The following is a 13405-nucleotide window of genomic DNA, read 5'->3' on the forward strand; positions in this document are numbered from 1 at the left end:
TGAAACAAAACTGCAAACACTATGAAAAATCAATAGGATCAATATCAGTGCTGACATCCTTAAAAGTGCTCACAAAATTTTGAGCAAAAAGAAGACTTTTATAAGAATAGGAACGCCATAAAACATAAAAACGATGTTTTGAATAAAGCATTTCTATCCCGCAAGCTCCATACCCTACAAGTTCTAAATCAGGAGTATTTTTTAAAGCCTTTACAAGTTCCTCGCAAAGTCCAAATGCAAAAGCTGGATCCTTATGCTCAATAATCATTCTCAAAAGTCTTTTAAATGGAGGGTATAAATCCTTTCGAAATTCAAGCTCATCTTTTAAAAATAAATCATAATTTTGTATATATTTTTGAAAAAAACTGCGATTGTTTGTCTGCAACAATACCCTAGCTTCACCCTTGCGCCCTGCTCTCCCTGCTACTTGCATAGCAAGAGCTAAAGTCTCTTCAGCAGCTCTAAAATCAGGTCGAAATAAATACTCATCAAGCCCTAAAATCACGCTTAAATCTACATTATGATAATCGTGCCCTTTGGCAAGCATAGAAGTTCCAACTAAAATATCAATCTCTTTTGCATTAAAAGCCTCTAGAATCGTATCAAGCTTTTTCACACTGCTAATCTCATCGCTATCAAATTTCACAATTTTTGCTTGTGGTAAAGCATTTTCAAGTCTTTCTTTTAATTCTGCAGTTCCCATTTTTCTTGCCTCTAACAAAACCCCCTTACAATTTGGACAAAAAGTGTCAATTTTCTTTATATAATTACAATAATGGCATTTAAGCACTCTTTTATGTTTATGCAAACTCATAGCCACAGAGCAGCGAGGACAGTTAATAGTACTAGCACAATGCTTACAAAAAACCTGCCTAAAATTAGCTCTTGTAGGTAAAAAAACTATGGCTTGCTTCTTTTTTTTTAAACTAAGCTCAAGCTCGTGAAGTAAAAAAGGAGTAACAGCTAACTCACTCTCATCATACAAAAAACACTTCTTGCTCTCAAAAAAAGTACCTTTAAGCCTAAAAAACTTTTGTCTATAAAAACTCGTTAAACTAGGAGTTGCAGAACCTAAAATAACTTTAATGTCAAATTTTTTTCCCAAAAAAAGACTTAAATCCCTTACATTAAAATATGGCTTATTTGAAGCTTTATAAGAATTATCGTGTTCTTCATCTACTATAATCAAACCTAAATTACGAAAAGGAAGAAAAAGAGCCGATCTTGCTCCTGCAACTAAAAGACTTTCTGCATTGGTAAATTTTTCTAAAGCTTGAGCTTTTCTTTTTTTTGAAATTTTTGAATGCCATAAAAAAAAATTGTCTTTAAAATATACTTGCAATCTTTTTTGCATTTGTGAGCTCAATGCAATTTCTGGCATTAAAAGTAAAACTTGTTTGCCTTGCTCTAAATATTCTTTGATGAGAGTAATATAAATTTCAGTCTTTCCACTCCCTGTATCGGCAAATAAAAGAGAGTTTGATTGGCTTTTTAGAAAATTCAAAGCCTCTTGTTGGTCTGGACTTAAATTTGGCTGAGGAAATTTTTCTAGCTTTACACATTCATAAGGCTTGCAACCTTGAAAAAAACCAAGTATAAACCCAAGCTTTCCTCCATAATAATATGAGATAAATCGAGCTAATTCAAATTGTAAAATACTAAGAGAACTCGGGAGAATTTGAAGTATAGGTGAAGTCTCAAAATGAGGTTTTTGACATTCTTTAATCACAACAGCACGAATAAGTTTAGAATTTCCCTTTTCAAAAAGATTGAAATACTCTTTCTTTTTAACATTTAAACTCACAAGGACCTCATTTAAAGGGTACAATGACTCCTCGCTATGAAAGATTAAATTTTCTAAATACAAACCACACAAAGCAAGTTCATAGTATTTCACAATTCTTTACACCTTTTAGAATGCAAACATTCTAAATTTCCAGTTTGTGCGTTATAGAAAAAATCTATACTTTCCTTTGGAGTAAGAAAGAAGCGGTATAAATTGTTTTCTATTTTTATCCAAGCCTTATAATTTGAATATATAGGATTTTGCAGAAGTGAATATGAACATAAAATACTCAAATTTTCGCACACAAAGAGTTTTTCTTTACTAGAGTGTATTTTAGCTGTATCAAGTTGCGGGGTAAATTCTTTTAAATCTTTTATTTTTGCCTCATTACGCATTAAAGCTAAAGCTGAAGTAAGCATTTCATAATCCATTTTAACTCTTAAAAACTTTGCATCATCTTTACTCTGTCCAAAGAAAGGAAAAGAAAGACTTGCTAATATCCCTAATACACATACGACAAAAACAAGCTCAAGAAGAGTAAAAGCCTTATAGAAATTCATTATTTGACTGGGAGTTCTTCGTTAATAGCTTTAATGAGTTTTTTCAGTTCTCTTTCCAAAATATAATTTTCATAGCTTTTTTTGACAAAAGCATCGACAAAAGCTCGTAGTTCAATTTTTTTTGTTCCGCCAGAAATTAAAGCAATATCATCTTCTAAAAAATTCGCAAATTCTTCACTGCATTTAACAATAAAATCTTTCGCAGAAACATTAACAATTACCTGTTTTAATTTGTCATTTACCAAGTACTGCCTCTATACTTTTTACTATATCTATGCTTTCTTTATTTTTGTTTTTTAATTCTTCTTCTAAACGCATAATTTGATTACTTTTGGCTTCATTTTGAGCCTTAACACTTACAAGCTCGTTTCTTAAATTTTCATTTGCTTCACATATTTCGTTATATTTTACTAAAAGCTCATTGACTTTATCAGCCATAGTGTTAATAATCTTTTCATCATACATATTCTTTTGCCTTCTTTTTGAAATTTTTGAGTGAAATTTAATTTTATTATAGCGAAAAGTATTTAATTTTTATGTTTTTCTAAAGTATTTTTTTTACAATTTTTCTTTGATGTTATAAAAATGAAAAAGACAAAAAAATGTTTCAACTTAAAAGCGAATTTAAACCAAGTTTTGACCAAAAACAGGCTATTGAGGGTATTGTAAAAAGCATTCAAGCTGGAGAAAAGTATCAAACTCTTCTTGGTGTTACAGGAAGTGGTAAAACTTTTACAATGGCAAATATCATCAAAGAATTAGCTCTGCCAACCTTAATAATGTCTCATAATAAAAGCCTCTGTGCGCAACTTTATAGCGAATTTAAAGGTTTTTTTCCACACAATCACACTGAATATTTTATCAGCTATTATGACTACTATCAACCTGAAGCTTATATTCCAAGAACTGATGTTTTTATAGAAAAAGACAGCTCAACAAATGAGGACTTAGAAAGATTAAGATTAAGTGCCACTGCTTCACTTTTAAGTTATGAGGATATTGTATGCATCGCTTCAGTTTCAGCAAATTACGGACTTGGCAACCCAAATGAATATATAGGAATGGTGCTTATTTTTGAAGAAAAAATGCAAATTTCACAAAAAAAACTCTTAAAAAAACTTGTGGATATGGGTTATAAAAGAAATGATACTTTCTTTGATAGAGCTGACTTTAGAGTTAATGGTGATACAATCGATATATATCCAGCATACTATGAAGATGAAGTGGTAAGACTTGAATTTTTTGGCGATGAGCTTGAAAAAATGTATCATTATAATATTCTTGAAAATAAAAAAACAAAAGATTTGAAGAAATTTATTCTCTACCCTACAAGCCAATTTAGCGTAGGGGAAACTAGACTCAAACAAGCTATTAAAGATATTAAAACCGAATTAAACTCTCGCTTAGCGTATTTTGAAAATGAAAACAAACTTGTAGAGTATCAAAGGCTAAAACAAAGAGTTGAATTTGATATAGAAATGCTTGAATCCACAGGAATGTGCAAAGGAGTAGAAAATTATGCTTTGCACCTAACAGGTCTCAAAAGCGGGGATACACCTTATACCCTTTTTGACTATTTTGCTATAAAAAAAAGGAAATTTTTAGTTATTGTTGATGAAAGCCACGTCTCTTTGCCGCAATTTCGAGGAATGTTTGCAGGGGATAGAAGCAGAAAACAGACTTTAGTGGATTATGGTTTTAGACTTCCATCGGCTTTAGATAATCGTCCTTTGATGTTTGACGAGTTCATTAACAAAAACTGCCAATTCCTCTTTGTTTCAGCAACTCCTTCTCCGCTTGAGCTTACATTAAGCAATAAGAATGTTTTTCATCAAATTATGCGTCCTACGGGACTTTTAGATCCTATCATAGAACTTAAAGACAGTGATAATCAAGTTGAAATCCTTTTTGATGAAGCAAAAAAAGTCATTAAAAAAAATGAAAGGGTTTTGGTTACCGTTTTAACAAAAAAAATGGCTGAAGAGTTAAGTCGTTATTATTTAGAACTTGGAATAAAAGTAAAATATATGCATTCTGAAATTGATGCGATTGAAAGAAATGAACTTATACGAGATTTAAGAAGTGGTTGTTTTGATATGCTTATAGGTATTAATCTATTACGAGAAGGACTTGATTTGCCCGAAGTTTCACTTATAGCTATAATGGATGCTGACAAAGAAGGTTTTTTACGAAGCACAACAAGCCTTATTCAAACAATGGGGAGAGCTGCAAGAAATGTTAATGGAAAAGTCTTACTCTTTGCAAAAAAGATTACAAAATCGATGCAAGAAGCCATCGATATAACACAAGAAAGAAGAAAATTACAAAATGCTTATAATAAAAAACATAAAATTATTCCAACTTCGGTAAAAAGAAATTTAGAACAAAGCCTTAAAAACGAACTTGATACTGCAGAAATTTATCGCAAGGCAGAAAAATTCGAAAAAATGCCGACACAAGAAAGAACAAAGTTTATTAAAGAATTAAGAAAACAAATGCTAGAAGCTGCTAAGGCTTTAGAATTTGAAAAGGCAGCGATGTTGCGAGATGAAATCAAAAAACTTAAAGTGTTATGAGCTTGAAAAATCTTAATACAAGTAAAAAAAGAGGTTAAAAATTCATTGTTTTCTATCGCTAAATGCAAATCTTTTACTTCTATTGCATTATTTAAAAACAATCTACATTCTTAAAAATGAAGCGTTTATAAACTTGCTAGATACCAAGAAACAAAGATATTAACAAGCATTCCTATGAGCAAGAGTGGCATTGTACGTTGAATAATATCCTTAGGAGAAACTTGTGCGAAACCAGCAAGAGCTAAAATCCCACCAGCAATAGGCGAAGCAGCTCTGCCTAAACAAGAAGCTATTTCTATCGGTAAGACTAAAGCAATAGGAGCAACCCCTAATTTATTTGCTATATCAGGAACTAACCTCCCAAAAGCATTAAAAGCAGCTATTCCACTTCCCATAATCATACTAAAACAATAAACCAAAAAACTTAAAACAGCAATGCTAACAATTAAAGCCCAAGCACCTACATTCGACACTATATTCGCTAATTGTCCAACTCCTCCTAATGCTTTAATCCCTTCAGCAAAAATACCAGCAGCTACGATAATACTTACAACACTAACAAAAATTTCAGCCATAGCCTTTAAAATCACAAGCATATCTTCACCCAATTTTCTACCATTCCCATGTCTTATAAATTCTACTAAAAAAACTAAAGCTATGCTTAAAAAATTTGCAGTTACAACATCAAGTTTGATCTGTAAAAAATATGCACAAAATAAAAATACTATGGGAAGCCACGGAAATACAATATAAAAAGCTGGACATTTTGGATCGACAATCTTTATGAATTTCCCTTCTTGTTGTAAAAGCCCTTTTTTTTTGTCTTTTTTATCTATCCAAGCAAAATAAACAGGAATTAAAATAGCAATCACAAGCACATAAGCTAAAACAACCCAAAGTTGGTAATTTAAAAATAAACTGATGACATTTTCTTTTTGTCCTACCATATCAGCCATATTAATAGAATTTGCATCTTTTGGACCATAATCAAGAGCGATGAGAGAAAGAGTACTTACAGCAATAATAGGACGAATTCCAAGAGCAATTAAAACAGGATAAATACAAGCAAGCAATAAAAGCAAAAGACCTGTATAACTTGAAATAACTATTTTTAAAGCCATACCAATGATAAAAGTACCACTTAAAATAAGATATTTATTTTTGATCTTGCTTAAAGGTTTATTGGCTAAAAATGCCAATTTCGCAGAAGCATTAATATGTTTCATATAAGCTGCAAAACCTGCGACACTCATAATAATAAGTCCAACCCCTGCAAGTTGCTGTTTAAAACTTTCTGTGATAAAAGCAAAACTATCGAGCAAAATAGTGAAAAAAGTCATATCTTGAGGATTTTTTCTTTCAGTTAAAGGCACAGGAGTGTCTGTAAGATAAAAAGAAAAAATCAAAACAATGATACCTGAAAATAAAAATACAAAAATAGGATTGTACTGCCTTAAAATATAATACGTTACAACTGCTACCACAATAAGCGTTGAAAAAATCATCAACAAATTCATTCAATTTTCCTTAATGCAATAAAGACCAATTATATTAAAAAGATAAATTTTGAACATATAGAATCTTAGCTAAAAAAGAATAAAAATTGAAATTATCTGTATAAAAATTTATAAATAAAAACAATAAAAAAATTATAAATTATTTATCAATCAAGCAAAGTTTTAAATTTATAACGTTCAATCATACTTTCATTACCCAAAATTCCGCCTTGATGGATATATAAAAGCGGTTTGTTCCATTTATGCCTTAAAACACAGTGAAAACCTATCATATCATAAAGCAAATCAAATTCAACACCACATACAGACTGAAGCTCTTTATACAAAGCAATCAATTCAGCATAAGGCTTTGCAAAATGATATTTTTTAGTAGGTTCTAAAAAAAATAAATTTGAAAAATTGTATTCAGGGAGCAAATTCTGAATTTGTTTTTTTAGATACTGTGTTGGACCAACACAAGCACAAGTAAAAACCCGAAATTTTGAATATTTCGCTAAAAAAGCTGCAGAAACACCTGTTCCTGATGGTAAAAAAATATCAAAGTCCAAACCATTACTTTGTTCTTCTATCTCATTAGCAAGGATTTTAAAACCCCACTGCGCTTGCTCATTAGCTATACCTTCTTTAATAAAAATATCTCCTTGTTTGTATAAAGAAAGTGCGAATTCTTCATTACTTTTATTGCTTGTATTTTCTACAAATTGTGCTCCATTTTTCAAAGCCAAAGCATAGTTTGCACAAGGATTATGTTTTAAAAAAGTTGGAATCTTCTTGCATACAAAACGAAAATTTAAAGCATAAGCTTTACTAAAAATACTAAGTGCGGCTAAAGCATTACTCTGTGCTCCTCCATAACTAAGAATACTTTGATTTTTTGTATAATGTTGAGTCATATAAAAGCTAAGTTTTCTAGCTTTATTGCCATTAATACTCCCGAGCAAATCGTCACGTTTAAGAAAAAAATCAAAGCCTCTAAAAGAAAGTTTTTGAATGGGACTAGGGAGATTTAATTGAAGAATTTTCATAAAAATTGTAAATTTTTAACGAAATTCAAGAAAATTTTGCACTTCTTTGATAGCTTTATCGGTTCTAATGCTAAATTTTATTTCTATGCGACGACTAAGACCCTTATCTTCAACTCCATTTCTAAAAACAGGTTCAGAAAAACTCCTCCCGCTTGCCATTAGAATTTTTTGAAGTTTCGGATCTTTATAGAAAGTATAAATAAAACTCATCACCTCATAAGCTCTTTTCTGCGAAAGATCAAGATTATACATATACGAACCATCACTATCTGTATGTCCTTCTATAATGATATTTTCTATATTATCAAGAATTTGTTGGTCATTCATTATAGCTGAAAAATATTCATTTAAAATTTTTTTCAAATGTGATTTTGTTTCATCTTTAAGCACATATGAATCTTTATCAAAAAGCACTTCCGTAGGTAAAGAAATTGCGCCGGTTTCTGAATTAATGCTGATATTATCATCAAGTTTGCTTTGTAATCTTTGGCTTAAATTCTCTCGTATAAGAGTAAATTTTTGTATTTTTTGCCTTGCCTGTTTTAAATCCTCTTGCAAAATTCCAAGCTCTTCATCCTTCTTTTCAAGTTGTCCAAGTAAAATAAGAATTTGCTTGTCTTTGGCATCAAGACTTAGACTTAAATTTTCATTACGTTCATACGAATTTGTAAGATTAGTTTCAAGCATATTTTTTTGACTTTGAATGTCATTTAACACAGTAGCGGCATTGCTTAATTCAGAGCTTAACTTAAATACAACAGCTTCTTTATCTTTAAGTTCTTGTTTGCTTTCTTCTAAGCGAAGTTCTTGTTTGGTAAGTTTTTTTTTAATTTCCCTTAAATCAGTTTGGGTAAGAACATATTTTACCACAACAGCTCCGATTAAAAGAATAAAAACAAAAAGCAAACCAGCCATTAAATCAGCATAAGCTATCCAAAAATTATTTTCTTCTTGACTCTTCATTCATTTTCTTTGTTTTCATTCTGCGGTGTTTCTGTTTTGCTTCTTTGTATTTCTTCATTGTCAAATTTTTTCACAAGCTCATTGGTTTGCTCTTGTAACTGTTCAAGTTCATTTCTAAAACCCTGCATCATTTCAATTTTTTCATCAATACTCTTTTCCTCTGTATAGACTTCCTTAAACTGCTGCATACCTTCAAAAATACTAGATTTAAATCCTTCAAACATTCTCTGTTGATTTTCAAGTAAAGCCTTCTCATGTAAACGAAGAGTGTCCATAAACATCACAACTTTTTGATCAAAACTTGCTAAAGTTTTATCAAGGTGCCCTATTGTATTGCTACTTACATCAAGCAAACGATTATACTGTTCTGACATTTTAATATTAAGATCTCGAAAACTGTGATTCAAATTCCCAACTGCATTAAGCATTTCGCTATATAGTTTTCCTATATCACGGTGTTCTCTTTGCGCCTTGCTTAATTCTCCCATAGTTTGCTTGACATACTCACTACTTAAACGCACAGCTTTTTCTTCAACATTTAGCATATCTTGAAAGAGTGCAAACTTCCGCTCAATAGCGTGATCAAGTTCAGTGAAAAAATCTTTATTGCTTACTTGCTTAAAAATTGCTCCTATATTTTCAAAATGCTGCAAACTTTTACTTAAATATCTTTGGTCCAATTCCTCTTTAGTCCAAAAAAAAGCTGTTGTAGAAATTTTTTGACGATTAAGAAGTCTCATCATCTTGCTCGTTCCATATTTTTCAAAAAACATCCACCAAAGTGCAAGAAAAATTCCATAAATAGAAACATAAAAAGCCGTTGCTACTCCATTTAAAAGGATAGCTATTTCTGTTTCTAAACCTTCAGTATCGTTTGAATTAAAATGAGGCATAGAAAAAGCAATGCTAATAAATGTACCTAAAATCCCCATCATAGGAAAAATAGTTGAACCTATAGAGGCAAAATTTTCATTTCTAACATTTTTGATATACAAAGAAGCAAAATCATCAAATTTCGCGTTTGATTTTGTATATTTACCAATAGTAAGAAAATGTTTCATAATGTAACTTTTAAGCGCTTGTTTAAATTCGTCTTTTTGTTGCTCAAAAATACTAAAAGCATATTCGGCACTATGTCTTGCAAAAATAAGGGCTGTAAGAAATATAACACCCATTAAAAGCACAGAATGAATTGGAATTTTGTAGTCAAAATATCCAAAATATACAAGCAATACTAAAAAATACAAAAAAGCGGGAAAAAAGATGATTTTAAAATAAACAAAAAAACTTTTTCTTTCTTTAATCTCCGGTAAAATAAGTTCTGAAATTTCTTCTGATTTTATCTCCATCTATAACCTTAAGAAGTTTTATTACAAAAAGAATGGTAATTCTCTTTACAATAAAACAAGCCCTCTAAAATTAAAGAAGGCCAAAAATTCTAGTTAAACTTAGTTTTTATTAATACAATTTAAGTCTTCAAAAGCAATTTCTAAACGCTTTATCATACTTTCTTCACCAGCTCTTAACCATACTCTTGGATCATAGTACTTTTTATTTGGCTTGTCTTCGCCCTGTGGATTACCAATTTGAGCTTGAAGATAAGACCTATTTGCCATCTCATAATGACGCACTCCATCCCAAAATGCCCACTGCGTATCTGTATCGATATTCATTTTTACAACACCGTAACTCACAGCTTCTTTGATATCTTTAAGCTCACTTCCACTTCCACCGTGAAAAACAAAATTAATAGGTTTATCACTTTGAAGATTGAATTTTTCCTTTACAAATTGTTGAGAATTTTTCAAAATTTGAGGCTCTAAACTTACATTACCAGGTTTATACACTCCGTGTACATTACCAAAACTTGCGGCAATAGAAAATTTATCACTTATTCTTTGAAGTCTTTCATAAGCCAAAGCCACATCTTCTGGTTGGGTGTACAGTCTGCTGTTATCAATGCCTGTATTATCAACTCCATCTTCTTCCCCTCCTGTACAACCAAGTTCTAATTCTAAGCAAATTCCTAAAGAATCAAGCTTATTAAGATATTCTTCACAAGTGGATAAATTCACTTCGAGTTCCTCTTCACTTAAATCAAGCATATGAGAGCTAAAAAGAGCCTGACCGTGAATTTTTTTAAATTCAGCATTCGAAATTAAAAGCGAATCAATCCAAGGTAAAAGTTTTCTTGCTGCGTGATCGGTATGTAAAATCACAGGAATTTTATAAGCTTTAGCAAGTAAATGTACATGTTGTGCCCCGCTAACAGCACCAAAAACTTCAGCTTGCGGACAATTCTTACCTGCATAAAATTTAGCTCCACCATTTGAAAATTGGATAATGACAGGTGAATTAATCTTTTTTGCTGTCTCTAAAACAGCATTAATTGAATTTGTTCCTACAACATTTACAGCAGGTATGGCAAAATTCTCCGCTTTTGCATATTCATAGACTTTGTTAAGCTCATTTCCACTTACAACACCGGGTTTGACTATATCTAAAAGTCTCATTTATCTAATTTCCACTTTAGCAGCATTTAATAAGGCTTGGCCTTTTTGATTCATTACTTTTTTAAATTCTTCAAATTTAAGTCCATTTTCTATACCTTGTTTTACCTCATTAAAACTAGCCTGTTTTTTTGATTGATAATTTTCTTTTAAAATAATATGATAACCAAAATTCGTTTTTACAGGTGTTTTAGTAATTTCACCATTTTTAAGAGCAAAAGCCGCATCTGTAAATGGTTTTACCATAACAGATTGGTCAAACCAACCTAATTCTCCACCTTGTGCTGCCGAACCTGTGTCAATGGATTTCGCTTTCGCAATTTCGCTAAATTTTGAATCTAAATCTTTACCTTTAAGATTTTTCAACTGATTGATAATATTTTTAGCCTCTTTTTCGCTATTCACTAAAATGTGCTTAGCTTGTACTCTTGCAGGCTGTACATATTGCTCTTTGTTTTTATCATAAAATGCTTTTACTTGAGCAGAATCAACTTTGATCGTATTCAAAATTTTTTCTTGATACACATTTACCAAAATTTCATCTTTTGCACGTTCAAGCTGTTTAATATAAAGAGGATCTTTATCTAAGTTTTGCTTCTTAGCATCTTCAAAGACAAGTTCTTGTATGATGTATTGCTGAACTAGAGCCTTTTTTTGATTGTCAGGTAAATTCCTAAAATCTTGCCCATTGAGCACAGGAGCAAAAAATTCACCTACCTCAGAATCGCTAATATTTTTACCATTAACAGTAGCCACAGTAGCAGCATTTGCACCTAAAACCGCACCAGCAATAAAAGCAGCTGCAACGAAAGAAATTTTTTTCATTTAGATTTCCTTTGTATTAAAATATCTACAAAAATAATTATAACTTAACTTGGTTTAAAGCTAATTAATCTACAATACAAAAATGAAAAGAAATTTACAAATAAAAGAACTTTTTTTAAAAAATTACTCCAAAGCAAAAACGGAATTGCAGTTTTCAAATCTCTACGAGCTTTTAGTGTGTGTAATGCTTTCTGCCCAATGTACAGATAAAAGAGTCAATAGTATCACTCCAAAACTCTTCGCAGCATATCCAAATATTCAAAGTCTTGCAAAAGCAAAACTAGGAAGTTTAAAAACCTACATTCAAAGTTGCTCTTTCTTTAATAATAAAGCCTTGAATTTAATAAAAATGGCACAAACTGTCTGTGAAAAATTCTCAGGACAAATTCCTCTTGATGAAAAAAATTTAAAATCTCTAGCAGGAGTTGGACAAAAAACAGCTCATGTTGTTTTAATAGAATGGTGCGGGGCAAACTATATGGCAGTAGATACACACGTTTTTCGAGTTTCGCACCGACTAGGACTAAGTAAGGCAAAAACTCCAGAACTTACAGAATTTGACCTCAATACAATTTTCAAAGATAAGCTTAATATTTTACATCAAGCTATGGTACTCTTTGGTCGTTACACTTGTAAAGCAAGAAATCCTCTTTGTGGAGAGTGTTTCTTGCAACAATTGTGTAAGAGCAAGGATAAAAAGCTTTGAATCAAACAAAAATGCGATTTTATGCTTTCGTTTTAAAAATACAATAATGCTCCTTACTCTACTTTATATCATAGGAATTTCAGCAGAGGGGATGAGTGGAGCCTTAGCTGCAGGCAGACATAAAATGGATCTCTTTGGAGTAATGTTTATAGCTCTTGTAACTGCCATAGGGGGCGGAAGCATACGAGATATGCTTTTAGGACACTATCCTTTAACTTGGGTGAAACATCCTGAATACATCTTGCTTATTTGTTTTTGCGCCCTTTTTGCAACACGTATTCCAAAAATAGTAAGCAAACTTGAAAGCTTTTTTTTAACTCTTGATGCTATAGGACTTGTTGTTTTTAGTATTTTAGGTGCGCAAGTCGCAATCGAACAAAAACACGGTTTTATTATTGCCACAGTTGCTGCTGTAATTACAGGGGTTTTTGGTGGAATTTTACGCGATATTTTTTGTATGAGAATCCCTCTTGTCTTCCAAAAAGAAATTTATGCAGGTGTCGCACTTATTGCAGGAGGGCTTTACTATGGCTTAATAGTATGGTTTGAATTCAATGTATTCTTTTGTACTCTTACTACTCTTTTGATTGGAGTGGGTATAAGACTTTTGGCTCTCAAATATCAATGGTCGTTACCTATTTTTTCATATAATGAAGAAAAATAATAAAGTTTTAAAATGTGCTATAATTTCTCTCATTAGGATAGAACAAGGAAATGAAAAATGAAAGTGCAATTTTTTATCTTAGGTTTTTTACTTCTTTTTTTAAATGCTTGTGAACAAACTAAAAGCGTACAATACTATCAAGAACACCCAGAAGAAGCTAAAGAAAGATCTTTAGAATGTCGGGATAAAGCTATTATTTCACAAGACTGTATTAATGCCTATACGGTAGGATTTCCTAAAGATGAGGATGAGACAGAAGAAGAATGATTTTTG

14 protein-coding genes are annotated in these 13405 nt (G+C 31.4%); 4 read left to right on the forward strand and 10 right to left on the reverse strand.

Translation table 11 applies throughout. The features are described 5' to 3' along the window. Window positions 1–19: 19 nt before the first annotated feature. The 4 genes from OQH62_RS00415 to OQH62_RS00430 are packed head-to-tail and all read right to left on the reverse strand — an operon-like array spanning window position 20 to window position 2811. A complete protein-coding gene (locus tag OQH62_RS00415; RefSeq protein ID WP_266012360.1) occupies window positions 20–1897 on the reverse strand; it encodes a primosomal protein N' in 1878 nt (625 codons plus the stop codon). Next, window positions 1894–2346, reverse strand: a complete 453-nt coding sequence (locus OQH62_RS00420; RefSeq protein WP_266012362.1) for a type II secretion system protein — start codon at window positions 2344–2346, stop codon at window positions 1894–1896. Before OQH62_RS00420 ends, OQH62_RS00415 begins: the two co-directional genes overlap by 4 nt. Continuing rightward, entirely contained in the window at window positions 2346–2591 is a 246-nt protein-coding gene (locus tag OQH62_RS00425) for a hypothetical protein (RefSeq protein WP_266012364.1), read from the reverse strand. Before OQH62_RS00425 ends, OQH62_RS00420 begins: the two co-directional genes overlap by 1 nt. Beyond that, a complete protein-coding gene (locus OQH62_RS00430; protein WP_266012366.1) occupies window positions 2581–2811 on the reverse strand; it encodes a hypothetical protein in 231 nt (76 codons plus the stop codon). The genes OQH62_RS00425 and OQH62_RS00430 overlap by 11 nt, the downstream gene beginning before the upstream one ends. A gap of 137 nt (window positions 2812–2948) precedes the next feature. Here OQH62_RS00430 and uvrB point away from each other — a divergent pair, with 137 nt between their 5' ends. Next, complete coding sequence (uvrB, locus tag OQH62_RS00435) at window positions 2949–4922, forward strand: excinuclease ABC subunit UvrB (RefSeq protein WP_266012368.1); 1974 nt, start codon at window positions 2949–2951, stop codon at window positions 4920–4922. A gap of 125 nt (window positions 4923–5047) precedes the next feature. On the opposite strand, the gene dcuC is transcribed toward uvrB, so the two are convergent. From dcuC to OQH62_RS00465, 6 genes are all read right to left on the reverse strand, one after another. After that, the gene (dcuC, locus tag OQH62_RS00440) at window positions 5048–6439 is read right to left on the reverse strand and encodes a C4-dicarboxylate transporter DcuC (RefSeq protein ID WP_266012370.1); all 1392 of its coding nucleotides are present in this window, start codon (window positions 6437–6439) and stop codon (window positions 5048–5050) included. A 146-nt stretch (window positions 6440–6585) separates the two neighbouring features. Next, window positions 6586–7464 (reverse strand): 1-aminocyclopropane-1-carboxylate deaminase/D-cysteine desulfhydrase, encoded by an 879-nt coding sequence (locus OQH62_RS00445; RefSeq protein ID WP_266012372.1) that lies wholly within the window; start codon window positions 7462–7464, stop codon window positions 6586–6588. A gap of 15 nt (window positions 7465–7479) precedes the next feature. Continuing rightward, the gene (locus OQH62_RS00450; RefSeq protein WP_266012374.1) at window positions 7480–8427 is read right to left on the reverse strand and encodes an OmpA family protein; all 948 of its coding nucleotides are present in this window, start codon (window positions 8425–8427) and stop codon (window positions 7480–7482) included. After that, entirely contained in the window at window positions 8424–9776 is a 1353-nt protein-coding gene (locus tag OQH62_RS00455; protein WP_266012376.1) for a MotA/TolQ/ExbB proton channel family protein, read from the reverse strand. The genes OQH62_RS00450 and OQH62_RS00455 overlap by 4 nt, the downstream gene beginning before the upstream one ends. Before the next feature lie 99 nt (window positions 9777–9875). Then, window positions 9876–10940 carry a class II fructose-bisphosphate aldolase gene (fbaA, locus tag OQH62_RS00460; protein ID WP_266012378.1) on the reverse strand — a complete coding sequence of 355 codons (1065 nt, stop codon included), beginning with the start codon at window positions 10938–10940 and terminating at the stop codon, window positions 9876–9878. Then, window positions 10941–11762, reverse strand: coding sequence for a peptidylprolyl isomerase (locus OQH62_RS00465; RefSeq protein WP_266012380.1), 822 nt, complete (start codon window positions 11760–11762; stop codon window positions 10941–10943). It abuts the gene before it with no gap. An 82-nt stretch (window positions 11763–11844) separates the two neighbouring features. On the opposite strand from OQH62_RS00465, the gene nth reads away from it, so the two are divergent. The 3 genes from nth to OQH62_RS00480 are packed head-to-tail and all read left to right on the forward strand — an operon-like array spanning window position 11845 to window position 13399. Continuing rightward, complete coding sequence (nth, locus tag OQH62_RS00470) at window positions 11845–12468, forward strand: endonuclease III (protein WP_266012382.1); 624 nt, start codon at window positions 11845–11847, stop codon at window positions 12466–12468. A gap of 46 nt (window positions 12469–12514) precedes the next feature. Beyond that, the gene (locus OQH62_RS00475) at window positions 12515–13132 is read left to right on the forward strand and encodes a trimeric intracellular cation channel family protein (RefSeq protein ID WP_266012384.1); all 618 of its coding nucleotides are present in this window, start codon (window positions 12515–12517) and stop codon (window positions 13130–13132) included. Between the two features lie 57 nt (window positions 13133–13189). Further along, a complete protein-coding gene (locus OQH62_RS00480; RefSeq protein WP_266012385.1) occupies window positions 13190–13399 on the forward strand; it encodes an EexN family lipoprotein in 210 nt (69 codons plus the stop codon). The last annotated feature ends 6 nt before the right edge of the window (window positions 13400–13405 follow it).

The sequence above is a fragment of the Campylobacter sp. MIT 21-1684 genome (assembly GCF_026241315.1).
Lineage (GTDB): Bacteria > Campylobacterota > Campylobacteria > Campylobacterales > Campylobacteraceae > Campylobacter_D.

What these genes read in the sequence shown, in the direction of transcription:
- OQH62_RS00445 (WP_266012372.1), bottom strand. Translation starts at nt 7,464, where the DNA reads ATGAAAATTCTTCAATTAAATCTCCCTAGTCCCATTCAAAAACTTTCT.
- OQH62_RS00465 (WP_266012380.1), bottom strand. Translation starts at nt 11,762, where the DNA reads ATGAAAAAAATTTCTTTCGTTGCAGCTGCTTTTATTGCTGGTGCGGTT.
- OQH62_RS00450 (WP_266012374.1), bottom strand. Translation starts at nt 8,427, where the DNA reads ATGAAGAGTCAAGAAGAAAATAATTTTTGGATAGCTTATGCTGATTTA.
- nth (WP_266012382.1), top strand. Translation starts at nt 11,845, where the DNA reads ATGAAAAGAAATTTACAAATAAAAGAACTTTTTTTAAAAAATTACTCC.
- fbaA (WP_266012378.1), bottom strand. Translation starts at nt 10,940, where the DNA reads ATGAGACTTTTAGATATAGTCAAACCCGGTGTTGTAAGTGGAAATGAG.
- uvrB (WP_266012368.1), top strand. Translation starts at nt 2,949, where the DNA reads ATGTTTCAACTTAAAAGCGAATTTAAACCAAGTTTTGACCAAAAACAG.
- OQH62_RS00480 (WP_266012385.1), top strand. Translation starts at nt 13,190, where the DNA reads ATGAAAGTGCAATTTTTTATCTTAGGTTTTTTACTTCTTTTTTTAAAT.
- dcuC (WP_266012370.1), bottom strand. Translation starts at nt 6,439, where the DNA reads ATGAATTTGTTGATGATTTTTTCAACGCTTATTGTGGTAGCAGTTGTA.
- OQH62_RS00455 (WP_266012376.1), bottom strand. Translation starts at nt 9,776, where the DNA reads ATGGAGATAAAATCAGAAGAAATTTCAGAACTTATTTTACCGGAGATT.
- OQH62_RS00420 (WP_266012362.1), bottom strand. Translation starts at nt 2,346, where the DNA reads ATGAATTTCTATAAGGCTTTTACTCTTCTTGAGCTTGTTTTTGTCGTA.
- OQH62_RS00430 (WP_266012366.1), bottom strand. Translation starts at nt 2,811, where the DNA reads ATGTATGATGAAAAGATTATTAACACTATGGCTGATAAAGTCAATGAG.
- OQH62_RS00475 (WP_266012384.1), top strand. Translation starts at nt 12,515, where the DNA reads ATGCTCCTTACTCTACTTTATATCATAGGAATTTCAGCAGAGGGGATG.